Source organism: Pedobacter sp. SAFR-022 (assembly GCF_051965375.1).
Lineage (GTDB): Bacteria > Bacteroidota > Bacteroidia > Sphingobacteriales > Sphingobacteriaceae > Pedobacter.
On sequence record NZ_JBQCME010000001.1, the window covers coordinates 662,327 to 688,614 of the forward strand.

At 47.3% G+C, this 26,288-nt stretch carries 20 protein-coding genes; 3 read left to right on the top strand and 17 right to left on the bottom strand.

Annotated elements, in window-relative coordinates; translation table 11 throughout:
* Nucleotides 1-102: 102 nt before the first annotated feature.
* The 6 genes from dnaG to secA form a co-directional block, all read right to left on the bottom strand.
* Complete coding sequence (gene dnaG / locus ACTHQF_RS02895) at nt 103-2,079, bottom strand: DNA primase (protein WP_440428346.1); 1,977 nt, start codon at nt 2,077-2,079, stop codon at nt 103-105.
* Complete coding sequence (locus ACTHQF_RS02900) at nt 2,069-3,637, bottom strand: serine hydrolase (protein WP_440428347.1); 1,569 nt, start codon at nt 3,635-3,637, stop codon at nt 2,069-2,071. Before ACTHQF_RS02900 ends, dnaG begins: the two co-directional genes overlap by 11 nt.
* A 209-nt stretch (nt 3,638-3,846) precedes the next feature.
* Entirely contained in the window at nt 3,847-4,779 is a 933-nt protein-coding gene (locus tag ACTHQF_RS02905) for a hypothetical protein (RefSeq protein WP_440428348.1), read from the bottom strand.
* 5 nt (nt 4,780-4,784) lie between these two features.
* A complete protein-coding gene (locus tag ACTHQF_RS02910) occupies nt 4,785-5,969 on the bottom strand; it encodes a M20 metallopeptidase family protein (protein ID WP_440428349.1) in 1,185 nt (394 codons plus the stop codon).
* Nucleotides 5,962-6,399, bottom strand: a complete 438-nt coding sequence (locus ACTHQF_RS02915; RefSeq protein ID WP_440428350.1) for an SPOR domain-containing protein — start codon at nt 6,397-6,399, stop codon at nt 5,962-5,964. Before ACTHQF_RS02915 ends, ACTHQF_RS02910 begins: the two co-directional genes overlap by 8 nt.
* A 70-nt stretch (nt 6,400-6,469) precedes the next feature.
* Nucleotides 6,470-9,775: a preprotein translocase subunit SecA gene (gene secA / locus ACTHQF_RS02920; protein WP_440428351.1), complete on the bottom strand. Its 3,306-nt coding sequence runs from the start codon at nt 9,773-9,775 to the stop codon at nt 6,470-6,472.
* A 192-nt stretch (nt 9,776-9,967) separates the two neighbouring features.
* Between secA and purD the strand changes: the two genes are divergently transcribed.
* Nucleotides 9,968-11,254 carry a phosphoribosylamine--glycine ligase gene (gene purD / locus ACTHQF_RS02925; protein ID WP_440428352.1) on the top strand — a complete coding sequence of 429 codons (1,287 nt, stop codon included), beginning with the start codon at nt 9,968-9,970 and terminating at the stop codon, nt 11,252-11,254.
* A gap of 68 nt (nt 11,255-11,322) precedes the next feature.
* Here the strand turns inward: purD and ACTHQF_RS02930 are convergent, their stop codons facing one another.
* From ACTHQF_RS02930 to ACTHQF_RS02955, 6 genes are all read right to left on the bottom strand, one after another.
* Nucleotides 11,323-11,988 (bottom strand): HAD family hydrolase, encoded by a 666-nt coding sequence (locus ACTHQF_RS02930; RefSeq protein WP_440428353.1) that lies wholly within the window; start codon nt 11,986-11,988, stop codon nt 11,323-11,325.
* Between the two features lie 5 nt (nt 11,989-11,993).
* Complete coding sequence (locus ACTHQF_RS02935) at nt 11,994-13,070, bottom strand: glycoside hydrolase family 43 protein (RefSeq protein WP_440428354.1); 1,077 nt, start codon at nt 13,068-13,070, stop codon at nt 11,994-11,996.
* Nucleotides 13,071-13,300: 230 nt separating this feature from the next.
* Complete coding sequence (locus ACTHQF_RS02940; RefSeq protein WP_440428355.1) at nt 13,301-14,407, bottom strand: c-type cytochrome; 1,107 nt, start codon at nt 14,405-14,407, stop codon at nt 13,301-13,303.
* Between the two features lie 296 nt (nt 14,408-14,703).
* Entirely contained in the window at nt 14,704-14,973 is a 270-nt protein-coding gene (locus tag ACTHQF_RS02945) for a hypothetical protein (protein ID WP_440428356.1), read from the bottom strand.
* Between the two features lie 24 nt (nt 14,974-14,997).
* Complete coding sequence (locus ACTHQF_RS02950; RefSeq protein WP_440428357.1) at nt 14,998-16,539, bottom strand: SulP family inorganic anion transporter; 1,542 nt, start codon at nt 16,537-16,539, stop codon at nt 14,998-15,000.
* 53 nt (nt 16,540-16,592) lie between these two features.
* The gene (locus ACTHQF_RS02955; RefSeq protein ID WP_440428358.1) at nt 16,593-17,756 is read right to left on the bottom strand and encodes an MFS transporter; all 1,164 of its coding nucleotides are present in this window, start codon (nt 17,754-17,756) and stop codon (nt 16,593-16,595) included.
* A gap of 165 nt (nt 17,757-17,921) precedes the next feature.
* Here ACTHQF_RS02955 and ACTHQF_RS02960 point away from each other — a divergent pair, with 165 nt between their 5' ends.
* Nucleotides 17,922-18,605 (top strand): MCP four helix bundle domain-containing protein, encoded by a 684-nt coding sequence (locus ACTHQF_RS02960; protein ID WP_440428359.1) that lies wholly within the window; start codon nt 17,922-17,924, stop codon nt 18,603-18,605.
* A 55-nt stretch (nt 18,606-18,660) separates the two neighbouring features.
* Here the strand turns inward: ACTHQF_RS02960 and ACTHQF_RS02965 are convergent, their stop codons facing one another.
* From ACTHQF_RS02965 to ACTHQF_RS02975, 3 genes are all read right to left on the bottom strand, one after another.
* A complete protein-coding gene (locus ACTHQF_RS02965; protein ID WP_440428360.1) occupies nt 18,661-20,376 on the bottom strand; it encodes a GMC oxidoreductase in 1,716 nt (571 codons plus the stop codon).
* A gap of 15 nt (nt 20,377-20,391) precedes the next feature.
* Nucleotides 20,392-20,922: a gluconate 2-dehydrogenase subunit 3 family protein gene (locus ACTHQF_RS02970; RefSeq protein ID WP_440428361.1), complete on the bottom strand. Its 531-nt coding sequence runs from the start codon at nt 20,920-20,922 to the stop codon at nt 20,392-20,394.
* 147 nt (nt 20,923-21,069) lie between these two features.
* Complete coding sequence (locus tag ACTHQF_RS02975) at nt 21,070-22,926, bottom strand: PAS domain-containing sensor histidine kinase (protein WP_440428362.1); 1,857 nt, start codon at nt 22,924-22,926, stop codon at nt 21,070-21,072.
* A gap of 176 nt (nt 22,927-23,102) precedes the next feature.
* Here ACTHQF_RS02975 and ACTHQF_RS02980 point away from each other — a divergent pair, with 176 nt between their 5' ends.
* On the top strand, nt 23,103-24,350 hold the full coding sequence (locus ACTHQF_RS02980; protein ID WP_440428363.1) for a cation:proton antiporter: 1,248 nt from the start codon (nt 23,103-23,105) through the stop codon (nt 24,348-24,350).
* Here ACTHQF_RS02980 and ACTHQF_RS02985 read toward each other — a convergent pair.
* Together ACTHQF_RS02985 and ACTHQF_RS02990 are read right to left on the bottom strand one after the other, a co-directional pair.
* Nucleotides 24,327-24,911, bottom strand: a complete 585-nt coding sequence (locus ACTHQF_RS02985) for a LutC/YkgG family protein (protein ID WP_440428364.1) — start codon at nt 24,909-24,911, stop codon at nt 24,327-24,329. The genes ACTHQF_RS02980 and ACTHQF_RS02985 overlap by 24 nt on opposite strands.
* Nucleotides 24,904-26,283, bottom strand: a complete 1,380-nt coding sequence (locus tag ACTHQF_RS02990; protein ID WP_440428365.1) for a lactate utilization protein B — start codon at nt 26,281-26,283, stop codon at nt 24,904-24,906. Before ACTHQF_RS02990 ends, ACTHQF_RS02985 begins: the two co-directional genes overlap by 8 nt.
* Between the last annotated feature and the right edge of the window lie 5 nt (nt 26,284-26,288).

A 26,288-nucleotide genomic window follows, 5' to 3' on the forward strand; every position in this document is an offset into this window, starting at 1 on the left:
TCTAAATGTAAAATGCCAGGAGCCCTGGCATTTATTTGTTTATACTCAAAAGAATTGGGAACCTAAATGGTAAATCCGCTAAATACCCCCGGCGATTTCCGGCTATTTCAAAATCACAGAACCCAAGAACTTGGAGATCTCTTTTTCGACGTTCTTGATGTGCGCGTAGCGCTGCATCAGGATATCCTGGTTTGTAGCATCACGTTCTTCCTTAATCTCTTGTAAAAGGTCGAGAAGAATCTGATCTACCTTTCGCTTTTTCAGGTGAAAAATACCGCCTAGAACGGTTGCCTTTAGGTTCATCGTCTCATCGCGTACATAGATCTGGTGCCGGTTGTACCAGTTTTCACTCAAGGCATACGGAGAAGTAGAAAGGGTAATTGCCAGATCGGCGATCTCACGGTCCTCACTTTTGATGAACTGATTGGCAACTGGCAGTTGCCCATTCTCAATTTCATCACGGTAGGCTGCGATGATCCGCTTGCAGATGGGGTGCTTGAAGCTAACATCCGACAAGTTCTGGATGATAAAAGAGCCGATGAACATGTTGTCGATCTTGTCCCAGTTTACCAGTTCATGGCCGTAGGCCAGCAGCAATCGCACGATTTCCTTTTCTTGAACTTCCTCCAGATCCGCTTGAACCGGTGCGGGTTGTGCTGAGTCATCGAAGAGGTTTTCTGGCGGCTGGTCCGGGTGGAACTGCGAAGCCTGGAAGTTGGATTGCTGGTACTGCCCTTGTTGGTATTGTCCCTGCTGACTGCTCGCTTTTTTGAACTTGGCCGCACGCATGCTGTTGAGCTCGTTCAGCAGAATACGTTCTTCGACCTGCAACAGGTGACTACATTCTCTTATAAATACCGAGGCTTTGATGTTGTCCGGGATCTTGGCAATGCTTTCTACGATATCCCGGATGATGCCTGCCCGCTTGATAGGATCATTGCCGGCTTCTTTTAGCAGGGTATCTGCTTTGTAGAGGATAAAGTCTTTGCGGTTGTTCTCGATGTAGTGCTTGAAAGCGCCAGAGCCCACCAGGTGCATGTAGGAGTCAGGGTCATGTCCATCAGGGAAATTCACCACCTTCACATTCAGGCCTTCCTCCAGGATCATATCCAGCCCTCTGAGAGAAGCCTTTATACCCGCGGCGTCACCATCGTACAGCATGGTAACGTTCTGCGTGAAACGCCCAATAAGCCTGATCTGCTCTGTGGTAAGCGAGGTGCCGGAAGAAGCCACCACGTTCTCCACCCCCGCCTGGTGTGCAGAAAGCACGTCGGCATAACCTTCTACGAGGTAACAGTTATCCAGATCCCTGATCGCCTTTTTAGCGTGGTAGAGCCCGTAAAGTACATTCGATTTATGGTAGATGTCACTCTCCGGAGAGTTGACATACTTGGGTACGTTCTTGTCCGTCTTAAGTGTCCTTCCGCCGAAGCCGATAACCCTTCCCGTGAAGTTGTGGATAGGGAACATCACGCGCCCGCGGAAGCGGTCATACACCTTGCCCTGCTCGTTCTTAACCACCAGGCCGGTGCTTTCCAGATAGGCTTCTTTGTGCCCGGCTGCTTTAGAAGCATTGATCAGCGCATCCCAGGAATCTGGCGAATAACCCAGCTCGAACTTCTTGATCACGTCCTCACGGAAGCCACGCTCCTTGAAATAGCTCAGGCCTACCGCACGACCTTCAGAGGCATTCCATAGCTGGTCTGCAAAGAAGCCAGAAGCGAACTGAGATACAATGTACAGTGCTTCACGGGCATTCTGCGCCTCAATGTTCTGCGGGCTTTGTACGGTTTCCTCTACCGGAATGTTGTATTTATTTGCAAGAAACTTAAGCGCCTCCGGGTAGGAATACTTCTCGTGGTCCATGATAAAATGGACGGCATCCCCCCCTTTACCACAGCCGAAGCACTTGTATATCCCTTTGGTAACCGACACGTTGAAGGAAGGCGTCTTTTCATTGTGAAAAGGGCAATTCCCGATCAGGCTGGTACCGCGTTTCTTTAAAGCAACAAAATCACCGACAACCTCCTCAATACGGGCGGCATCCATGATCTTGTTAATGGTTTCACTATTTATCATTCAGTCGTGTAAAATCTAAGTCCTGGAAGTCGAAGCTAAAGTCGGTTAAGGGAGATATGGCCTCCATCTTAAAGCCGATCGGTTTAGCATCATGATCCAGGGTAAAGGTCACAAAAGCATCTGCATCCAGGCTTCGCTCGTTCCATTTAACGATGAACGTATTACCTTTATAAAAATACATATTGCCCTGTAACTTCGGTGCGTTTTTAGAAGTAAAGTAATAGCCTGTTTTACGGGCTTCAATGTTCACTTTCCCGAACCAGGGATCTTTGTAATCACCTTCAATCTGCTGCAGGCTGCCTTTTCCTTTAGATGCTTTCTGCTGCGCTGCGATGGCGGTCCATACTTTTGTCGTAATCTCTTTTGCTTCTTTTTCATTAGCGAGGCGTGAATCATTGTACTGCTTGATCCTGTCCTTGCCTTTAATGCCAAAATAGCTGTCTTTTATGGTGTTGGTGATGGCGGTAAATGCCGCGCCGGATTGTTGATTAGTCAGCACGATAATCCCCAGCTTCAATTCTGGAAGGATGGTCACCTGCGTCACAATCCCTGCCAGTCCACCTGTATGTGCGGCCTGAAAATAGCCGTTCACATCGCTTAAAAACCAGCCTAAGCCATAACTGTTGAAGTGCGTATTATAAGGCGAGCTGCCTTTCACCAATGTTTGTGGCGTCCACATTTCATCATGAACCTTCTTACTGTATAGTTGCTTACTCAGGTCCGCCCCATACTTACCTTCATTGATCTTTGAGATCACCCATTTGCTCATATCCTCCACGTTGGAATACATCCCTCCTGCAGCGTTGGCCAGTTCTGTGAAACTCAAGCCCACCGGTACCAGTTTATCGCCTACTGGCGCATGCCCGTCAATGATGTTGCTTTTATCTTTAAGCCTGTACCAGGAGGCAGCCGTCGCCGTCATGCCCAATGGTTGAATGATCTTTTGCTCTATGAAATCCTCAAAAGGCATCTTGGAAATTCTTGCCACAACCTCACCTGCCACGATATACAGCAGGTTGTCGTAATCGTACTTGGAACGGAAGGAAGATACCGGTTTCAGGTAGCGCAGGTTATGGATCAGCTGATCTTTGGTTACGGTGCTGGAGTCTGGCCAGATCATCAAATCACCTGCGCCAAGGCCCAGTCCACTGCGGTGGGTGAGCAGGTCGCGCACCGTAAATTCCTGCGTTACGTAGCTGTCATACAACTTAAACTCCGGGATTACGTCCGTAACTTTGGTGTCCCAGCTTAGCTTACCCTGATCAACCAGAATACCAACCGCTGCAGCAGTGAAAGCTTTGCTATTGGAAGCCACACCAAACAGCGTTTTCTCGTCAACTTTCTCGTTTGTTTTAAGGGATCTTACCCCGTAACCCTTGGCGTGGATCAGCTTTCCATCTTTCACAATGCCCAGCGCAATGCCTGGTACATTGAAGGTTGTAAGTGTTTTGTTCACCACGCTATCCAGCTGTGCGGCGGATAACTGCGCCTTAACTTGCGCACCTGTAGAAAGCAGCATAAAGGCTGCGATAAATAAGGAGTATCTAGTCTGTTTCATTCCTATTTTATGATACCTGATAAAGCTGATCTTTAAGCAGGTTATTTCTTTTAATTGTTGTCCCTAACCATTTGCTGCGCAAAAGCGAAATCACCTTTATAGCAGAAGCAGCAATAGCGTCAACATCATAATCATCGTATGCTTATTTCTTATCGTGTAAGCTGCAAGGCAGAAGCCTCAGGCGATGTGCTGTGCAAACCCTCGTGTTCTTAGTTCTTATAGTCTTTATGCAGGATCAGGAAGCTTGCGCGTTCTTCTTTCTTCAAAGGGATGTTCCAGTTGCCCTGGTAGGTGATTTTGCTTGGTAGTTTGGTTTCGTTAAAGTAGCTCATTTCAATGTTCATTTGTACATCAAAGTCGAATAAAAGATTGTCATATTTCATGTCGACGTACCGCCCGAGAATCTCGAAATTACGCTTGTCGAAGATGGTGGTCAGCGTTTTGATCATCAGTCCGTCCTTGGTCCAGCTGCTGAGGTCGGGCTTCACCTTCACTTCAAACCGATAAACCGGAATAGAATCCAGGTAAGTGGCACTGTGGAAGCTGTAATCATAGTACTGCCGCATGTTGGCGGAGAAGATCTCCGTTTTACCACCAATCAAAGGCAGTCCTTTGACGGGCCTGCCCGGCGAGAAGATCAGCGTTTTAAGTTTATCCTTGTAGCTGCCATTCTTCCCGTCCGCTGTTTTAGCGTTGAAACTGCCGTCAGAGAATTCCGACTGGTAGGCGTTCATGAAGATGTAGTCGAACATTTCCAAAGTATACAGCTGGTACTTACCGTTCTTCTTGAAAACCTTACCGCTGTCCTGTTTCAGCAGGTATTGCACCTTGTTGCCTTTAGTATTCAGGTGATTGATTTTACGATATATCTTACCGTTAACCTTATTCTTTTTGTCGTAAGTATAGAATCTGTTCTCGGCCAGGAACCGGTATTTCTTCATCTCCCGGAAAGCCTGATAGAAGCTGGTATCATTGATGATGGCCTGCACGAAAGACTCCACATTCAGGCGGCTCGCTTTGATGTTCACCACAGAATCCAGCTGAATGGTCTGGATGGTATCCGGATTGAAGCGTTCAATCTCCTGCGCAGACGCTGCCGTCCATGCCAGGGCAAAAAAGAAAAGAAAGAGTTTTTTAAGCATTACAACTAATTACCCAACTGCTTCAAAGCGATGTAGGCCATTAAACCCGTAGAGGTTTTCAGCGCATCTTCATCAATGTCGAAGTTTGGGGTGTGTACAGAGTTTGTGGTGTTTTTCGCTGGATTGCCGGTACCCAGGCGATAGAAGCAAGCGTTCGTTACCTGCGAGTAGTAGGCAAAATCTTCTGCCGCCATCCAGATGTCGAGGTCTTCAACGTTTTCCTTACCCAGGTAATCTTCTGCATAAGCCCTTGCGTTGGCTGTAAGCTGCTCCTCATTGATCAGGAATGGATAACCGTGCATGATGTTGAAATCACAGCTACCGCCCATGCTCTCCGCAATACCTTCTGCCATCTTCTTCATCCTGGCAAGTGCTTCCTTACGCCAGTCTTCGTTAAGCGTTCTGAAAGTACCTTCAAGTTTTACCTCATTCGGAATGATGTTCGTAGCACCGTTCGCGTTCACCTTCCCAAAGGAAAGTACCGTCGGTAAACGTGGATCTGCATTGCGGCTCACCACTTGTTGCAGTGCAACCAGAATATGTGCAGTAATCAACACCGGATCGATGTTCTGGTGCGGCTGTGCGCCATGACCGCCCTTACCATGAACTGTCACATACAGCTCATCCGTGCTGGCCATGTATATACCCGAACGGAAGCCTACCTTACCACTCTGAATCAATGGCATCACATGCTGACCCACGATATTATGGGGTACAGGATTTTCCAGCACACCCTCTTTGATCATGATACTCGCGCCACCCGGCAACACCTCCTCAGCAGGCTGAAAGATCAGCTTGATGGTACCGCCAAAAGAATCCTTCAGGCTATTTAATATAAATGCAGTGCCCAGCAAAGAGGAGCTGTGCACATCATGACCGCAGGCATGCATCACACCCGGGTTCTTCGAAGCATATGGTTTATCGTTGGTTTCAAAGATCGGCAGTGCGTCCATGTCTGCGCGCAGTGCGATCACCTGATCAGAAGGTAATGCACCTTCAATGATCCCAACCACCCCGGTATCAGCCATGCTAGAAAAAGGAATACCCCAGCTTTGAAGCTTATCCTTGATGAACTTTGAGGTTTCATACTCTTTGAACGACAACTCCGGATTTGCATGCAGATGCTGGCGGAAAGCGACAACATCATCAAAAACCTGGGCTGCTAAAGTTTGGATCTTTTCTTTAATCATTGCTGTATTCTAAGGTTGGTGCGTTTATCTTCTCGCGGAAAATAAACAGCGTCGGATAGGTAGATTTCAGTTCAGCCATCAGCTTTTGAGCTTCCATCCTGGTGCGGAAATCACCAACACGCAGGTAATAGTTTGGCTCCTTGTAGGTCACATAGGTCATCAGGTTAGGATATAGTGTCCTAAACCGGGCCTGCTCCTTGAAGATGGCCCTGCGGTCAGATCCATAATAGATCTGCACCCGGTAGCCCATCTGCGTCACAATAGGGCCAACTGCTCTGACCGTGCCAGTAGCTTCCTTCTTATTCAGTTGGAGCCTCTTGGCGATGATGGTATCTATTTTTGGATCTTTAACAACTGTCACCGTCCCCTTGCTTTGGGCCAGGGTCGTTAAACCAATTACAGTCAACAAACAGGTAAATAATAGCTTCATGAAAAGGTCCTAAAAAAAAGAATGCCGAAATTCTTTTACAAAAATCGGCATTCTCCATGGGTATTACAAATTACATTCCTGCGCCGTGGCAGTTTTTGAACTTCTTGCCACTACCACAAGGGCAAGGCTCATTTCTTCCGGTAACCGCTTCCTTGCGGATGGGCTGCTGCGGAACTGCCTCACGAGTGTCGTCCATAACGATGGCGTCACTGGTGGCCGACTGGAACTCCGCTTTAGAAGTTTTCACATTTGCCGGAACAGCTTTAGCTGGCTCTGGAGCCTCCTGAATCTGCTCTGGTTCCTGATGAACCGGAATTCCACCTTTGTATAAGAAACTTACCACCTCTTTATTCACTGCATTAAGCATGTTTTTAAACAGGTTGAAAGCCTCCATTTTATAAATGATCAATGGATCTTTTTGCTCGTAAACCGCATTCTGTACAGATTGCTTCAACTCATCCATCTCACGCAAGTGCTCTTTCCATGACTCATCGATTAAGCCCAAAACAATGGTTTTCTCGAATGACTTGGTGATCTCTCTACCGTTATTGTCAATCGCAACCTTCAAGTTCACTGGCACCTGAATGCTTCTGATACCATCGGTGAAAGGAATAACGATCTGCTCGATGTAAGTACCGCGCTCGTCATAAACCTGCTTCAATACCGGCAATGCCTGTTGGATAATGGCATCAGACTTTCTGCTGTAGTACGAAGAAGCTTCTGTAAACAAACGATCAGTCAAGTTATTGATGTTCTGGCTGGAGAACTCTGCAGCAGTAATCTCGGTATCCATAGAGAAGTTACGGATCACTTCAAGCTTGAAGCCATCATAGTTTGCAGCCTCTTTGTATTCCGTAACGATATCTTCTGCAACGTCGAACACCATGTTGCTCATGTCAACGTCTAAACGTTCACCAAACAAGGCATTTCTACGTTTCGCATAGATCACGGTACGTTGTGAGTTCATCACATCATCATATTCCAATAAACGCTTACGGATACCAAAGTTATTCTCTTCAACTTTCTTCTGCGCACGCTCAATGGATTTGGTGATCATGGAATGCTGAATCACTTCACCTTCCTCAATACCCATCTTAACCATGATGTTCGAGATACGCTCCGAACCGAATAAACGCATCAGGTTATCCTCAAGCGACACAAAGAACTGTGAAGATCCTGGGTCACCCTGACGACCGGCACGACCACGTAACTGTCTGTCTACACGGCGGGACTCATGTCTTTCGGTACCAACAATTGCTAAACCTCCGGCTTCTTTCACGCCTGGGCCTAACTTAATATCCGTACCACGACCAGCCATGTTGGTTGCAATCGTAACCGTACCTGCCTGACCAGCTTCAGCAACGATATCTGCCTCACGCTGGTGCATTTTCGCATTCAGTACGTTATGTTTAATACCGCGTAGCTTAAGCATACGGCTCAATAATTCTGAAATCTCTACCGATGTTGTACCCACAAGTACCGGACGGCCTTTTTGAGTCAACTGCTGAATCTCTTCGGCTACCGCATTGTATTTCTCCCTTACGGTACGGTAAACGTAATCCTGGTGGTCAATTCTGGAGATCACACGGTTGGTTGGAATCTCTACCACGTCTAATTTATAGATTGACCAGAACTCACCCGCTTCCGTGGTTGCGGTACCAGTCATACCACAAAGCTTGTGGTACATCCTGAAGAAGTTCTGTAAAGTAACTGTTGCGTAGGTTTGAGAAGCATCTTCAACTTTTACGTTTTCTTTTGCCTCAATCGCCTGGTGTAAACCGTCAGAGTAACGACGGCCGTCCATAATACGACCAGTTTGCTCATCTACGATCTTAATCTTGCCTTCATCGATGATGTATTCCACATCAGCCTCAAACAAGGTATAAGCTTTCAGCAATTGGTTCACCGAGTGAATTCTTTCTGCTTTGATCGAATAATCACGCATCAATTCATCTTTCGCCTGAACCTTTTCTTCACTGCTTCTGGTAGATTTCTCAATTTCTGCAATCTCGGTACCCACATCAGGTAACACGAAGAAGCTTGGGTCTTCACCAGATTTGGTGATCAACTCAATACCTTTTTCCGTCAATTCTACCTGATTGTTCTTCTCGTCGATGTAGAAGAAAAGCTCCTCATCTACCTTCGGCATGTTCTTAGACTGATCTGCCAGGTAGTGATTCTCGGTCTTAAGTAAGGTTTGTTTAACACTACCTTCACTTAAAAACTTGATCAAGGCTTTATTCTTAGGTAAACCGCGGTGTGCCCTAAGTAGCGCTAAACCACCTTCATCTGCACCGGTCTTACCTTCATTAATTAATTTCTTCGCTTCGTTTAATGCTCTGGTCACATAATCCTTCTGTGCAGATACCAAACGCTCAATACGTGGTTTCAACTCATAGAACTCATGCTGATCACCGAAAGGTACCGGACCGGAGATGATCAATGGTGTACGAGCATCATCAATCAATACCGAATCGACCTCATCGACCATGGCAAAGTGCAGCTTGCGCTGTACCAGCTGACCTGGGGTCTGAGACATATTGTCGCGCAGGTAATCGAAACCAAACTCATTGTTTGTTCCGTAAGTAATATCCGCCGCATATGCTCTTCTACGTGCTTCCGAGTTCGGCTCGTGTTTATCAATACAGTCTACACGTAAACCATGGAACTCGAATAAAGGACCATTCCACTCCGAGTCACGTCGTGCAAGGTAATCGTTCACCGTCACAATGTGTACACCCTGACCAGCCAATGCATTCAGGTATGCCGGCAGCGTACTCACAAGGGTTTTACCCTCACCCGTAGCCATCTCCGCAATTTTACCGCTGTGCAACACAATACCACCAATCAGCTGCACATCATAGTGCACCATGTTCCACACCACGTCATTACCCGCAGCATCCCAGTGGTTTGCCCAGAGTGCTTTATCGCCCTGAATGGTAACATTCGGCTTTCTCGCCGCATAATCGCGGTCGTACTCCGATGCCGTAACCTCCAGGAACTTGTTCTCTGTGAAACGTCTTGAGGTTTCTTTTACCACCGCAAATGCCTGTGGAAGCAAGTCCATCAGCACGGTTTCAAGTTCTTTATCCCGGTCTTTTGCTAATGCATCAACCTGATCATAGATGGCAGTTTTGCCTGCAAGATCAAGCTCAGGACCTTCGGCACTTGCTTTCAGGTCATTGATTTTGCCATCGATATCGGATAGCGCTTTTGAGATAACATCCTTAAAGTAAACGGTTTTTGAACGAAGTTCGTCGTTGGAAATCGACGAGAGTTTAGCGTATTCTTCGTTTATTTTGATTACAAGGGGTTGGATAGCCTTGATGTCTCTTTCCGACTTGCTTCCAAATACCTTGGTTAAAAATCCTAACATGTCTTATGCCTAATATTTTATAAAATTGAGAAAATTACAACAACCAGGCCACTGCGCCTATACAGGTCATTATGGCAGTTGTCGCCGCTAAAAATACGAAATATCCTGTACTTTGTTGGGGCGCCAATTGTATTATTTGTATTAATTAAACATAAACTGGATAAAGTTCCTCAAACCGGTATCTTTGTCCATATGAATATCTTAATATTAGGTTCTGGCGGCCGAGAAAGTGCTTTCGCCTGGAAGATTAGCCAATCTGAAGCTTGTACATCGCTATTTATTGCACCCGGAAATGCCGGAACTGCTGCATACGGTAAAAACGTGCCACTTAATTCCAATGATTTCGCTGCCGTAAAGGCATTGGTGCTCAAAGAAAACATTGAAATGGTGGTTGTCGGCCCTGAAGAACCTTTGGTTAATGGTATTCACGATTACTTTCTGGAAGACCCTAGCATCGCACATATCCCGGTGATCGGCCCGAAAAAAGAAGGTGCCATCCTGGAAGGCAGCAAGGATTTCTCCAAGCAGTTCATGGTACGTCATGGCATACCTACCGCAGGCTCCAGAACTTTCACCGCAGCTACGCTGGAAGAAGGTTTAACCTACCTGGAACACCATGCAACGCCGATCGTGCTTAAGGCAGACGGACTTGCAGCAGGTAAAGGGGTACTGATCCTGGACAACAATGCAGAAGCACAGGAAGAACTAAAACTCATGCTGAGCGGTAAATTTGGCGATGCCGGATCAACCGTTGTGGTCGAAGAGTTTCTCTCAGGCATCGAGCTCTCCGTGTTCGTATTAACGGATGGCGACAACTATGTGATCCTGCCGGAAGCGAAGGACTACAAACGCATCGGCACCGGCGATTCTGGCTTGAATACCGGCGGAATGGGCTCCGTATCACCAGTTCCTTTTGCAACACCGGAGTTCATGAAAGAAGTGGAAGACACGATCATCAAACCAACCATTGAAGGTTTGAAAAAAGATGATATCGACTATACTGGCTTTATCTTTTTCGGACTGATAAAAGTTAACGAGAAGCCATTTGTTATTGAATACAACTGCCGCATGGGCGATCCGGAAACCGAGAGTGTGATCCCACGCATTGAATCTGACCTGGTAGAATTGTTCCAAGCCACTGCAGCCAAACGCCTGAACGAAGTACAGCTTAAGATCAGCGATAAAAGTGCCGCAACCATCATGATCGTCGCTGGGGGTTATCCTGGCACCTACGAAAAAGGCAAAGCCATCACGGGCATTGAAAACATCCGCAAATCCATCGCTTTCCATGCCGGAACCATCACCGATGGTGCACAGGTTAAAAGTAACGGTGGCCGCGTAATTGCGATCACCAGCCTGCAGGATACCTTCTTTGATGCCTTGCAATCTGCGACCGCCGATGCCGCTAGGATCTACTTCGACGGTAAATACTTCAGAGAAGATATCGGCTTCGATCTTTCTTACGACCCAAAAGCTTAAATAATACATCCAAGTATAAACAAGAAAGGCCCGGAAAACCCGGGCCTTTCTCTATATCAGTAGCTTAACTATACAAGTTTTTCTGCCTCCAAGGCTGCGATAGCTTGATCCAGGCTCAAAAATATCTTATCAGCGATGCTTAACATCGAATGCTGCGTTTCATCATGCTGTATGGCATAACAGGTTACACCGGCACCTTTCGCCGCACGCAAGCCATTCAGCGTATCTTCAAAAGCCAGACATGCGGCTTTTTCTACGCCAAGGGCCTCTACAGCCTTCAGATAACTCTCCGGGTCTGGTTTACTCAGCTCCACGTCGCTGCGTGTAACCATGGTATCGAAGTAATGCCCCAGGCCATTGCGCCCAAAGATGATCTTCACGTTGTCTCTCGGACTCGCCGTTACCAACGCGATCTTCAAGCCTTTTTCTTTGAAGTAGGCTAAAGCTTCTGCTGCATAAGGCATGAGCCTGATGTCCTTTGTTGCAAAACCTTCCCGGCTCAGACGCTCCCGCCAGTCCATTAGCTCCTGCAGATCAATATCAAGCTTAAAGGTTTCTTTAATCACGCGGCAATTGTCAGGCAGCGGGTGCCCCGCATAGGTCTTCGCCCATTCCTCGTAAGATACCGAGATATCAAATGTGCCTAAGATATCCATCCAGCAGCTGTAATGAAAATATTCAGAGTCTATTAAGGTCCCATCCAGGTCAAACAATACCGCTTGTAGTTTTTGCATCAGGTCTATTTTAACTTTCTTTTTTCAACACCTTCTGTGGTGATTTTCACTGGAAGGATCATACCGTTTTCATCGAAATACATGCGATCTACACAGGTTTCACGATGATAACCGACTTTCGTGGTCAGCGGTCTGCGGTGATAAAAGATGTACCAGTCGTCCGTGCCCGGTGTGTTGATCACCGAGTGGTGGCCAGCACCTCTTGCAATCTCCGGATCCTGTTGCAGGATCTTGCCCACACGTTTAAACGGCCCCATTGGGGAGTCGGCCACCGCATAGGCTACACTGTAATCAGGCCCCATCCAGCCACCTTCTGACCACATTAGGTAATACTTACCTTTACGATGGATCATGAATACGCCTTCCACAAAGTTTTCAGGTGTAATCGACTTGAAAACCGTTCCATCATCAAAGGGAATAAAACCGGTGAAGTCATCATTTAGTTTTGCAATATTGCAGTGTTTCCAGCCACCATAAAGCAAATAATATTGTCCGTCTACGTCTTTAAACACGAACTGATCGATCGGCTGCGCACCATTATGGAACTTATCGATCAGCGGCTTGCCAATATGATCCACAAAGGGTCCCTCAGGTTTGTCGGAAACGGCAACGCCAATTCCACCCAGCTGCTCATCATTCTGGATATCGTTCGCCCCAAAAAACAGGTAGTACTTACCGTTCTTTTCTGTAATGGAGGGTGCCCAAATGGAATAAGCAGCCCATTTCACGTCTTTGATGTCCAGCACATTCGGGTGTTTTTTCCAGGTTACCAGATCTTTGGAAGAGAAAGCATCCAAAAACGTTTGTCTCAGGTACTGCGGATTGATGGTGTTTTTCTGCAATGCCAGCTGCTCCGGTGTAAGCTGCCGCGGCTTCTGGTTCTTTTTAGGTTCACCATATTCTTCAGAGAAGGTTGGATACACCCAATAGGTATTGTTAAAGATTCGGGCTTCAGGATCTGCGTACCAGCCTGGAAAAATTGGATTTCCAGACTTCGTGGCCGGTTTTTTCTTCTGCGAAAATGCAGTGGTACTCAGCAGGGCCAGGATCGTTAAAGCAATTAGCGGTTTAAAGGTCTTCATTTACAATTTAAGGTTTAATGTTAGTTTTCTCCAGGAGCGTCTCAGACACAAATGTGTCAATTATTTGCTTTGAATATATGGCTTTAAGTGTATACCGAGGTAACTTCTTTATCGCAAAGCCAGTAATAACCATGTGCTAAGCATCAAACATGGGGCACACAGGGTCTTGCCAAAGTGTTCACAAGGGGTTCAGCCGGCTGTAGCCTTGCCAAGGCCAGGTCAACGCCTTGTCAAGGCCTTGTCAACCCCTTGTTAACCTCAACTTTGGGCTGCAGCTGTTTCGCATAGGTTACGATCGGTTGGAAAGGTCCATATTTATGCTGTTCTGCAGGAAATGGATCTGGATAAGGGCCGTAGGGCGCATCGATTGGTTTCTTCGACAAGTCCGGATAATCCTTGCGCTGTTCCCGGTGTGGCCGCGGCCGGCTGTTCACATAGGCCGCAACATCCCAGGCTTCCTCATCTTTCAGCACGGGACTGTTATGGTCGATCCCATAAGGCATGTTATTTTTCACAAATCCGGCAAAATTGCTCAGTCGGCACATGCCCGCACCATCATTATAGCTGTTTTCACCCCATAATGGCGGATAGATATAGCTCAACTGATCTTCAGATTTCTGCCCGGCCCCATTTTCGCCATGACAGCTTTGACAATGCTTCCGGTACACCAGTAATCCCTTCTTCGGATCTGCAGGGCGATCCAGGTATGGGATCTTTTCGGTGGCCGTACCCTCAGGCTTCTCACCTTTTTTCGGCCCCTGTCCTACCCACTTGAAATAAGCGATCATCGCCTGCACTTCCTTGCTAGACTTGTCGGGCATCTTGCCATTGAGGCTGCGCTGAAAGCAGTCAGAGATGCGGTCTGTTACCTGATCGGTTTTCCCCGATCGCGCGCCTTTCTTAGGATAGTTGGCGAAAAAGGCGGAGTAGTTGTTTGCGAACAGCTTTGTGCCCGCATTCAGGTGACAGTTCTGGCAATTCATGCCATTGGAGATTGCCGCAATTTTACCGTTTGGCCCGAAGTACTTTCCGGTATTGGCAATCAGCTCCCGACCGTAGCGAATGGCCTCACCTGTTGCACCCGCGGGAATTTCTTCCTCCTGGGGAGCCTTCCATAAACCGGAATTGGCAGCTAGTTGTATAGTACCTTGATTACCGGCTGGAGCCGGTTTTGGTGTTGGAGATCGTACTACTTTGGGGTTTGAACCAGCCTCTGGGCCAAGAAGACAGGAACTGATAAAAATGAGTCCGCAGCATACAAACAGCAGCGAGAGCATCACCACTGTCTTTGCGGTATAAATAATGGCAAGTTGTTTTTCCTGCTGAAATTGCTGCATGTATAGGGATAGCTGCTTTAATCGGCCGCAAAGCCTCAAAAGTTATACCTCCCGTTTGATCCCTGGATGAATTGGGTATTAAGTCGTTACATTTTCTCGTTTAATGCCCTAATCAGTTGTTTCAAGATCACGATCTGGCCGAGGTGATAATGGACGTGTTCTACCGCACCTTGTAGACTTTTATAAGCGCTGGGGTAACCCGGGAGGATGGCTTGCTGCAATTGCTCATTACTAAGCCTGCTGATCGCCTCAGCGAGGACTTTTCCCGACTTGAAGCAGTCCTGTTTCAGGCTCTGTCAATGATCTTCATTGGCTAGCGGGGAATTATCAAAACCATTAGATTCGGGGATTTCGACCTTTTCACCGCGGCTTCGTTGTGCCATTACGCGGTTCCAGAAAGCCAGGTGATGCACCAGGCCAGCGATCGTGTTGGCAGATGCGGGGGTGGTTTGGGATGCCTCCTCAAAGGTAATGCCTTCAAGTGTAGACTTCAGGTTCACTTCGGTCCAGTTCGGCCCGGCATATACATCCAGCAAATGCCTGGAGATTAGTTCTGCGATATTCATACTTGAATATACGCAAGTTTAAACTTATTTCAGGCGGTCTACCGCTACATGATAAGTAGGGTCTTCATCAACATTCACATCGATCACTGCAGCGGCGTTTTTAAGCAGCACCTTACAGTCTTCGCTGAGGTACCGCAGATGCAAGGTTTTGCCTGCCTGCGCATAACGCTGGGTTAATTTATGCAGGGCATCTATGGCAGACATGTCCGTGATCTTACTCTCCCGGAAATTGATGATCACCACTTCGGGATCTCCTGCCACATCAAATTTCTCGTTAAAAGCAGCAACAGAACCAAAGAACAGCGGACCAAATATCTCGTAATGTCTTGCCCCCTGCTCGTCGATGTACTTCCGGGCACGGATGCGTTTGGCACTTTCCCAAGCGAAAACCAGGGCCGAGATAATCACGCCGATCAGCACGGCCAGGGCCAGGTTATGCAGCCATATTGTGATCAGCGCTACAAGTACACCGACAAAAATATCCTGCTTAGGCATCTTGTTGATGATCTTGAAGCTCATCCATTCGAAGGTACCAATGGCCACCATGATCATCACACCGGTTAATGCGGCCATGGGCAGGCGACCAATGATGGGCGCACCAAAAAGGATGATCAGCAGGATCGTTAGTGAAGCTACGATTCCCGAGAGTCTGGCGCGGGCGCCAGCGGAAAGGTTCACCAGGGTTTGTGCAATCATCGGGCAGCCACCCATGCCGAAGAAAAAGCCGTTCAGCATGTTTGCACTGCCCTGGGCAATACATTCCCGGTTCCCGTTACCCCGGGTTGAGGTAATCTCATCTACCAGGTTCAGGGTAAGCAAGCCTTCAGTTAACCCCACCGCTGCCATGATCAGCGCATACGGGAAGATGATCTGTAAGGTCTCCAGCGTCAAGGGGATGTTTGGAATATGAAAAGGCGGGAAACCGCCGCTCACAGAGGCGATGTCGCTGACGGTTTTGGTCTGAATACCAAAGCCGAGCACCACCGCAAATACGACGATTATGGCCACCAGGGAAGGTGGAACAGCTTTCGAAATTCTTGGAAAAATAAACACCACCGCGATGGTCAAAGCAACCAGGCCAGCCATGATCATCAGCGGCTGCCCCGTAAGCCAGACGGTTTCTCCGTTGATCAGGGTTTTAAACTGCTCCAGCTGTGCCATGAAAATGATTACCGCTAAACCGTTCACGAAGCCATACATGACTGGTTGCGGCACCAGCCGGATGAACTTACCGAACTTAAACACACCAATTAAGATTTGGATGACCCCTGCAAGCGCGACTGCAGCAAAAACATACTCAATGCCATTGGACTTCATTAACGCGATCAATACCACGACGGTGGCACCTGCACCACCCGAGATCAGACCTGGCCGCCCGCCGAAAATGGAGGTCACAAGGCCCATGATGAAAGCGGCATATAAACCGGCAAGAGGTGGAAATCCCGCCAGAATGGCAAAGGAAAGTGACTCGGGCATCATCGTCATCGCAACAGTGAGGCCGGCTAATATTTCAGTTCTGTAGTTTACTTTTTGGGAGAAATCGAAAAAACGGATGCTTGTCGCCATATCAGGTAGAAAATGCAAAAGTAAGCATTAAAATGATGTACAAGCCCGAATCCTTATCCCTTAGCCAAGACGGTGTTCCGTTGCTTAGCCATCAACAGCATACAAAAGCCAATACCTACTGCAGCAAGCGCTGCACCAACATACTGCGGCGCCGTATAACCGTAACCGGCAGCAATCGGGAGGCCTCCAAGGAAAGCACCTATGGCGTTTCCAAAGTTTGCTGTTGCCTGCAATACCGCTGAAGCGATCATCTCAGAGCCCTTAGCCGCACTGATCATCAGCATTTGCATCGGTGCGATCACGGCGAAGGCAATAGCACCTGTTACAAAAGTCATGACAATGGCCGCTGGCTGATATTGTGAAACCCCTGCAATCACGAACAAGGACAGTACCATCGCTGAAAGCAGTATTGTGGTTGTGATCAACGGTGAGAATTTATCTGCAAGACGGCCGCCGATGAAGTTACCCACAGCCATACCCACACCTGCAATGATCATGATCACCGTGATGTTGTTGTTGCTGAAACCTGCCACTTCAGTCATCAAGGGCGCAATGTAGCTAATCCAGGCAAACATCCCGCCAGTACCAATTGCCGAAATACCAATGATCAACCAGGGATCTACGTTTTTGAAAACTGCCAGACTGTCCTTGAAAGTACCTTCATTTTTGTTCTTTATTGCCGGTAACCACAGTTTGGTTGTGGCTGCAGTAATTAAACCAAAGGCGGCAACGATGAAGAAGGATAAACGCCAGCTAAAATTATGACCAATATAGGTTCCGATTGGAACGCCAATGATGTTGGCTATGGTTAAACCGGCAAACATCATGGATACTGCACGGGCTTCCTTTCCAGGCTCGGCCAGCTGACTGGCAACCACTGCTCCTATACCGAAGAAAGCACCGTGTGGCAAACCTGCCATGACACGGGTGATCATCAGAAATTCATAGGATGGCGACAAGGCGAAAAGTGCATTGACGATACCGAACATCAGCATCAGTCCGATGAGTACCTTCTTCGGCGGCAGTTTAGAAAACAAACCTACCATCAATGGTGCACCAATAACAACGCCGAGTGCATAGGCGGATATCAAATGGCCTGCAGTAGGGATGGAAATATCAAGAGATTTAGAGACATCAGGCAGTACGCCCATCATCATAAACTCGGTCATTCCCAGGCTAAAGCCTCCAATTGTAAGGGGTAATAATCGCTTGTTCATAGGATTTGAGAGATTTACACAAAGGTACGTGTTAGTGTACAAATTACACTAACAAATATGAGTCCAGATCCGCAGCTGAAGGCTTCGCGATTTAATATTGCAAACAGATGAAAAAAGACATCTCCACAATAATGCTTATCTTGGTTAATTCTTAACCAAATAGCCATGAGATTCGCCTATTCTGTGAAACAAAAGGTCAAGATAGCAGTGCTGCTGTTCTTCATCATGACCTGTTCTGTTCTGATCCGCATCTTGGAAGACAAGAGTGTTAAAAACATGAATGAATCTTTCATTACGCTATACAACGACCGGCTGATCCCGGCGATGGACCTTTACCACATTGTAGAGAACTTATATGCACGCCGAAACATCATTGAAAGTGTTCTGTATTCCAATGCGGTAGCGGACGAGCTTGGACTGAAGCATAATTTAAGCAGATACAATCACAACATCGATTCCCTGTTGCAGAAATACGAGAAGACCTATCTGGTACAGCAGGAAAAAGTACAGTTGCAGGATTTAAAGCAGAACCTGAGTTCCATCCTCCGCATGGAACAAGATCTGGTTAGCAACATTTACAACAACCAGGCAGCAGCAGCATTAAGGCTATATGAAGATCGGGGGAAAAGGATGTTCAGCAGTGCAACCATGCACCTGACCAAACTTATTGACACGCAAAAACAAGTTGGCAATGAGATCATCGAACAGACGGAGAAGATCGTATCCGGCACGAAGATTTACTCGAACCTGCAACTTGCACTTGCGATCTTAATCGGAATTCTAATTGTTGGTATCCTGTTCACGTCCAATGTGGTGAATATCCGGAACGACAAGTACAATCTAAACTAAAAATGGCCCCTAAGACAGGTTTAATTGTCTCAGAGGCCATAGCTTTTTCTATATTTTATATTTCGAATTTATTGATCGATTTCACCGCGTAATCTACCGCTCTGGCAGTGAGTGCCATGTAGGTTAAGGAAGGGTTCTGTGTAGAGGTTGAAGTCATGCAGGCACCATCAGTCACAAAAACGTTCTTACAGGCATGCACCTGATTCCATTTATTCAGGATGGAAGTTTTTGGATCATGCCCCATCCTGGCTCCACCCATTTCGTGGATATCCAGTCCTGGTGCTTGTGAGGAGTCATTAACCTTGATGTTCTTGAAGCCTGCCTCGGTAAACATTTCAGACAGCTGCTCGATATAATCCTTCTTCATTAAACGGTCGTTTTCATCGTAGTCTACAGAGATATTCAACAATGGCACGCCCCAGGCATCTTTTTTATCCTTGCTCAGGTTTACGAAATTGGACTCTTTAGGAATGGTTTCACCCATCATGTGCGAACCAACCTGCCATGGGCCAAGTGGTGCTTTGGCCAGGTTATCTTTTAAGCTTGCACCAACACCGCTGGAGTCGCGGTTTACGGAACGTCTGGCACTAAAGCCGGCAGCATAACCGCGCTTGAAGTCCGTTTCTTGCTTCAGCAGGTTACGGAATCTTGGCAGATAACCGCCACCAGCCGGGTTACGGCCGTCGGTAGACCACTCCAGCATGCCATCATATTCGGCGCTGATCCTTGCGCTGTAGTTATGGAAAGCCACAAACTTGCCCAGTTGGCCATTATCATTCCCAAGCCCATTCGGGAAACGGTTGGATTTGGAATTCAACAGGATCAGGTTGGTGTTTAAAGCCGCAGCATTAACGAAGATGATCTTCGCATAGAACTCCATTTCCTGCTTTGTATTGGCATCAATTACACGTACACCCGTTGCTTTTTCTTTTTTGTCGTCATAGATGATGGATTCTACCACAGAATCTGGCCTCAAGGTAAGATTTCCGGTTTTTGCAGCCCAGGGTAGCGTAGAAGCATTGCTGCTGAAATAGCCTCCAAAGGGACAGCCACGCTGACAAAGCGTTCTGTTTTGACATTTTGCCCTACCCTGATCCAAGTGAATCTGATTCGGCTTGGAAAGGTGTGCACATCGTGCACTGATGACATGCCGGTTCGGATATTTTTTACTTACCACGCCTTTGAAGTAGTCTTCCACAGCATTTAGCGGGAATCCTGGCAGGAACTCGCCATCGGGAAGCTCCTGCAGCCCGTCTTTGTTACCAGCGATACCGGCAAAACGTTCTGCATAGCTGTACCATGGTGCTAGGTCGGCATAACGGATCGGCCAATCTACAGCGAAGCCGTCGCGTGCCGGACCTTCAAAATCCAGGTCACTCCAGCGTTGGGTTTGTCGCGCCCAAAGCAGCGATTTACCGCCTACCTGGTAGCCACGGATCCAGTCAAAGGGCTTTTCCTGCTGGTATGGATGTTCGTTGTCTTTAACCACAAAGTGCATAGCATCCTCGCGGAAAACATAACACCTGCTGGCAATAGGGTTCTCTTTTTGAATGGCCAAAGGAATTTGTCCGCGGTGGTCAAATTCGTAGGGGTACATGTTTGTCGTTGGATAGTCTTTGATGTGCTGAACATCGCGTCCTCGTTCCAGAACCAGCGTTTTTAAACCCTTTTCTGTGAACTCTTTAGCAGCCCAGCCGCCACTTATTCCGGAGCCAATAACGATAACATCATAAGTATTCGTTTTTTGGCTATCTATATTAATATTAGACATTGTAGTTTTTAAGTATTAAGCAGATTTAACAGGGTAATATGGGTTCCATCTTCCTGGTACCAGTTCCCAAACAATAAGATTGGTCATCACATATTTTGAGCTCATATAGCCCTCGATGGTTTTAGACTTGGTGATGTCATAAAACTTCTTGATTGCAGCAGGTGCTTGCTCGTCTTTCTCAATGCCTACCAGCAGTTGCTCACGCTCCGGGACGGTCAGCTTTTGGAAGCTTCTGGAGAACTGTGCCTCCGAGCGGTCCTGCAGCGCATCCATCCCTTCAAAGAATAACTTTTGATCTTCCTTTTCGTAGCAGTCATCCAGCATCTTTAGCGTAAACAGATGCAGATTCAGGCTTTTAGCACCTGGTGTTTTCGTTTCAGGTATGATGGTTTCCGAAATATCGGCAAGCAGCTGTTCCTGATCGAGGCTTACGTCTATGTTGGTGAGTGCAATTGAGGATTTACCGGAGTCCCTTAAACAGGATGGGAGTAGTGCCATACCACCCGCCATGAATAATATTTGTTTGATCGCTAAGCGTCTCTCCATTTTTATATTTGATTTTATCTTGATTTGAGCAGCCTTCAATAGCGTGATTGCCAGGCTACAAGCTCGAATAACAAATAAAGTTATACATTTTCAAATATATACCATGGACACCGTGCAATTTCGTACAAAAGCTTGTAGTATTTTAGCTTAAAACGATGCCTCGAGGGGTAGTTTGATGCTCACCTTAGTGCCTGCACTGGCTTCAATATGGATTGTTCCATTGAGCAGCCGCACCTTATTCATGAGGGTAGCCAGACCGAGGCCCTGCTTTCCGGCTTGCTCAGGATTGAATCCAACACCATTATCCTGAACAAGGACCTCCAGCGTAGCGCCATCTTTTTTGATATCGATGATCGCTTCACTAGCCTTGGCATGGTTGATCACATTCATGAGCAGTTCCTGCACCATGCGATAAACGGATACTTCCACATAACCGTCGAGCCTGCTGGTTATACCAGTCACCCTGCAATTGATATCTATAACAGGCTGAAACTGTTTACAGAGCTCTATGATCGTTTCTTCGAGGCCGAAATCTTCCAGGATCGCCGGTGTCATCTGGTGAGACAGGCGGCGTATTTCCTTGATGGCCTCAGCCAGTATGCGGTCGGTATATTGTTTGGAGCGCTGAAAGGCTTCCGGGTCACTAATTGCTTTACCGGACTCTACATGTTTGAGGTTTATTTTTACGGCGTATAAGAGTTGACCGATGCCATTTCGAAGATCTTCGGCAATACGCTTCCGTTCCTCCTCCTGCGTGCGGATGCTGGCTTTGAAGATCTCTGCTTTCTGGTTATCTTCCATCGTGCGCAGCTTTGCTTCCGCTTCGCGGATGGGGCTGATGTCGAGGTTCGTGGCCACCAGGCTACCATCAAGCTTCACAAAGGTGCAGGAGAACCATTTGTTAAAGCCTTCAAAAGGATAATAATACTCGAGCTGCTCAGGTTTACCACTTTCCATAACTTTCAGCATCAGGTCGAACAAGCCGGCGGCTCTTATCCCAGGATATTCTTCCGTGTAGCACTTGCCAACAAGGTCGCGTCGCTGCGTTTCTTTTTCCAGCCCTCTACTAACCAGTATAATTTCAAAATCCAGGATTTCGCCCGCTGCATTACGGATCGGTTTTAGCAAGGACATCCCAATCATGGTTGCATCAAACACCGACTGCAACATGGCATTACTTTTCTGCAAATCCTCATGTGCTTTTTGCAGGGCCTCCCCAGAACGCTTCTGCTCGGTAATATCGTGTGACACACCAAGTACATACAAACTCTCCCCTGCCAGGTCAGTGATCACTTTACCCTTGCTAAGGATATAGCGCATTTCACCATCTGGAAGAAAAATTCGCCTGGTATATTCATATGGGCCTTTTCGGGCTATTGCATCTGCAATGGTGTCAGCTACTTTTTGGTCATCCTCTCCGTAAGATATCGACTTCAGGAATTCCGTCGATGGCACGAAAGCACCTGGTTCATAACCTAGAAGCCGGTACATACCGTCAGAAAAACTGATGCGCCCGGATTTCAGATCCAGTTGGTAACTGCCGGAACTGCCTGCTTCCTCAACCCTGGAGAGTAGGTCTATGGTGTCTGTGAGTCGCTTGATGTCCTGTTCGATGCGTCGTTCAAACTCAATCTCCTTTTTAATAAGCCGGGTGATGTCTAGCAACTTATGGACGATATAGGTTATTTCCTGCCGATCGTCCAATACCGGTATCTGGATGATCTCATAGTAGCGATGGCGGATCTGCTGGGCATCAACAATTCGGCTTTCCCGAGTTTCGATGACCTCGTCCAAGGATCTTAGAATGCGACTTGCGAGATATTCGTTGCTGGTGTTATACAGGTTGAACAAGGTGGAGACCTCAGCGATCTGAACACTTGTTCTGGATAGCCCCATAGCATTAAGCCAGGCATCAGATGCTGTGAGCACCTTCTTACCGGGAGAAAGGATCAAGTACAGTTCCGGTAGTTTTTCGAACATTTGCAACGAGCTTTCCCAATTCATGATCCCTGAATTACTAAAATCATTTCGTTCCATTTTTATCAATGCTATTGTAAAATGATAAACACCGGTCTACATCCACCTATACAAAAGTAAGGATAAGGTACATTACCTTCCCTTAAAAACTACCACGTTTATATACCTGTTTATTCAATATTTTACTCAATTTTGCCGCAAATATGGATTTCTTCGCAGTCATAACTACGCTACTTACAATCAGCTCAATATTCAGCTACATCAATGCTCGTTGGATAAAATTACCTGGCGCGATTGGTGTAATGCTACTCGCCATAGGTTCCGCACTCCTCACCATTTTTGCAGGTAAAACGCTGCCTGACTTTACACGGCTTATTCAGGAGCTTAGTAATTCGATCGATTTTTCGAGCACCTTGCTGGACATCCTTTTGGGCTTCCTCCTTTTTGCAAGTGCACTGCATTTCGACATCAAAAAACTGAAATCAAACCTGCAAGGTGTACTCATCATCAGCACCGTTGGCGTATTATTATCGACCCTAATTTTTGCTGCACTGCTGCATTATGCGCTATCATATGCGGGTCATGAAATACCTATGATTTACTGCCTGGTGTTCGGCGCCCTGGTATCCCCTACAGATGCGGTGGCGGTTGCAGCCCTGTTGAAAAACACCAGAATGCCCAGACGGCTGGAAACCATTATCAATGGAGAATCTTTGTTTAACGACGGGATTGGAATTGTGCTGTTCATTACTTTCTTGGGCCTTGCTGCCACTCCGGGTAGCCAATTCTCATTGACCCATACAGCCTCATTATTTGCGCAGGAGGTTTTTGGCGGATTACTGCTTGGACTGCTGCTTGGTACAATAGCCTACCGGATGATGCGGGTTATCCGCGATTTCCAGACCATCGTAATGATCTCCCTGTCCCTGGTGATGATGATTTCCCTGCTTGGCAGCATGCTGCATGTTTCCATTCCACTTGCTGTAGTTGCGGCAGGTCTGCTAATTGGCAGTAAACCTTTCAGTGACAATGAAGAATCCAGGCTTAATGAGTACCTGCAGCGTATCTGGGGTTTGCTCGACGAACTGCTCAACACCGTGCTCTTTGTATTAATTGGCTTGCAGCTGGTAATGGTATCTTTTAGCACAGACTACTTTGTTGCAGGTGCATTTGCCATTGTGATTTTACTCGTGGCGAGGATGATGAGCATTGTGTTGCCGATTGCATTCCTGAAGCGTTCGTTAAGAATACAGTACACCAGTGTGGGCATATTAACCTGGGCCGGACTGCGGGGCGGGATATCTGTTGCTTTGGCACTTTCGCTACCGCCTTCGCCCTACCGGGAGTTGATCCTGACGGCAAGTTTCTGTGTGGTGGTATTCTCGATCCTGGTGCAGGGATTAACGCTGAATAAGGTTGTGCATAGACTACTTCAAGAGAAAAACGAATAAGGACCGTGCACCATGCGCACCGATAACCAGGCTTTGTTCAATATCCGCGGTTTTAGATGGGCCGGCGATGAAAACGCCAAAAGCCTGGTTCGCACTGCCGATGCGATCATAAGCTTCATGCATGTTAGCAAGCAGTTGATCTTGCCTTATCACGATGGCCAAGTGCTGACAGATAAAAGGTAGCACCCTTATACCCAGTTGATCATCAGTAAGCCAAATTGCAGCATTCTCTGCGACCCCGAACTGCCCCGGCAAGATGGCCAGGCTAACATCTGCCAGGTCGTGTGGGTCGGCACCTGGATCTACACTTTCAAAAGCAGGCCTTAAATGCGCTATGGTGGTTATAACACGTTCATCACTTCGAAAGTGCTGATGTACATAGGCTTCAATCTCCTGCCAGTGCTCCACGCTTAACACCTGACCACCGACCTGGTTAACCATTCCCGAAAACAATTCTTTAAGGTCCTGCGCTTCCCCCTGCAAGGGCATGAATGCTGCAGGAAGTTCCATCAATGCCGGTTTATTCCTTTGAATTGCTGCTAGTATCTCTGCTTTACTCATTGTTTCGGTTTTTTTTATACCATGCTCTGAAAGATTGCGCTGGGGGTTCTGGCATCTCCCGTTGTTTGTACCAGAGGTTCAGGCTATTATTGACAGCAAAAGGTGCATATTTCATGACCATTCTTCCTGCTTTGCCTGCCAGCACGAACCGCTTCGTATTGGAAAGGGTGAAGCTCATCAGCTTCATTGCTGCGACCTTTTTGGGATCCACATGCCCGGCTTTTACAAGCACCTGCCGCCATTTATACAGTTGATTATGGATATCGATCTTCACTGGACATACATTACTGCAGGAACCGCATAATGTTGACGCAAAAGGCAGGTCCGCGTACTTTTCCATGTCCAGATTGGGTGCCAGAATGGACCCGATCGGACCAGCTATCGCCGTATGATAACTGTGGCCTCCGCTTCTCCGATAAACCGGACAGGTGTTCATGCAGGCGCCGCAGCGGATACATTTCAGCGAATTCCGGAAGTCTTCACGCCCCAGTTGTGCGCTTCTACCATTATCTACCAGGATCAGGTGCATTTCTTGTCCTGCTCTTGGTTTCGCATAATGACTGGAATAGGTGGTGATGGGTTGGCCCGTGGCACTTCGGGTTAACAGGCGTAAGAACACGCCAAGATGTTCTCGCCTGGGGATGATCTTTTCGATCCCCATTGCTGCAATATGTACCTCTGAAAGATGCGCTCCCATATCGGCATTACCTTCATTTGTGCAGACCACAAACTCTCCGGTTTCCGCCACCGCGAAGTTGACACCTGTAAGTGCAACCTTTCGCGTTAAGAACACCTCCCGAAGGTGGTTCCGGGCAGTTTCCGTCAGGATCTTAGGGTCTGAAATCCCTGCAGGTGTACCCAGATGTTCTGAAAAGATCTCGCCAATTTCTTCTTTCTTTTTGTGAATGCAAGGCAGTACAATATGGCTTGGCGGTTCCTTGGCCAGCTGTACAATGCGTTCGCCGAGATCAGAGTCAATAACTTCAACACCCTTTTCTGCGAGGAACTCGTTGAGATGACATTCCTCCGTAAGCATGGACTTGCTCTTGACCATTTGCTTCAGGCCCTTCTGTTGGAGAATGTCATAAACGATCTGGTTATGCGCAGCAGCATCTTTGGCCCAGTGCACAATGATCCCGTTCTTTTTAGCTTGTGCTTCAAACTTCAATAGATAAGAATCCAGCCTGGAGAGCACGTTTTCTTTGATTAAGGAAGCTTGGGTTCGCAGCGATTCCCATTCTGGTAGTTGCTGCGCCGCATTGTCGCGCTTGGCACGTATCCACCATAACGTTTCATCATGCCAATCTACCCTGGCGGTGTCTTTCGTAAAAACATCTGAAAGCGCTGCGTGATCTTTTTCGGGCTTACTCATCTTGT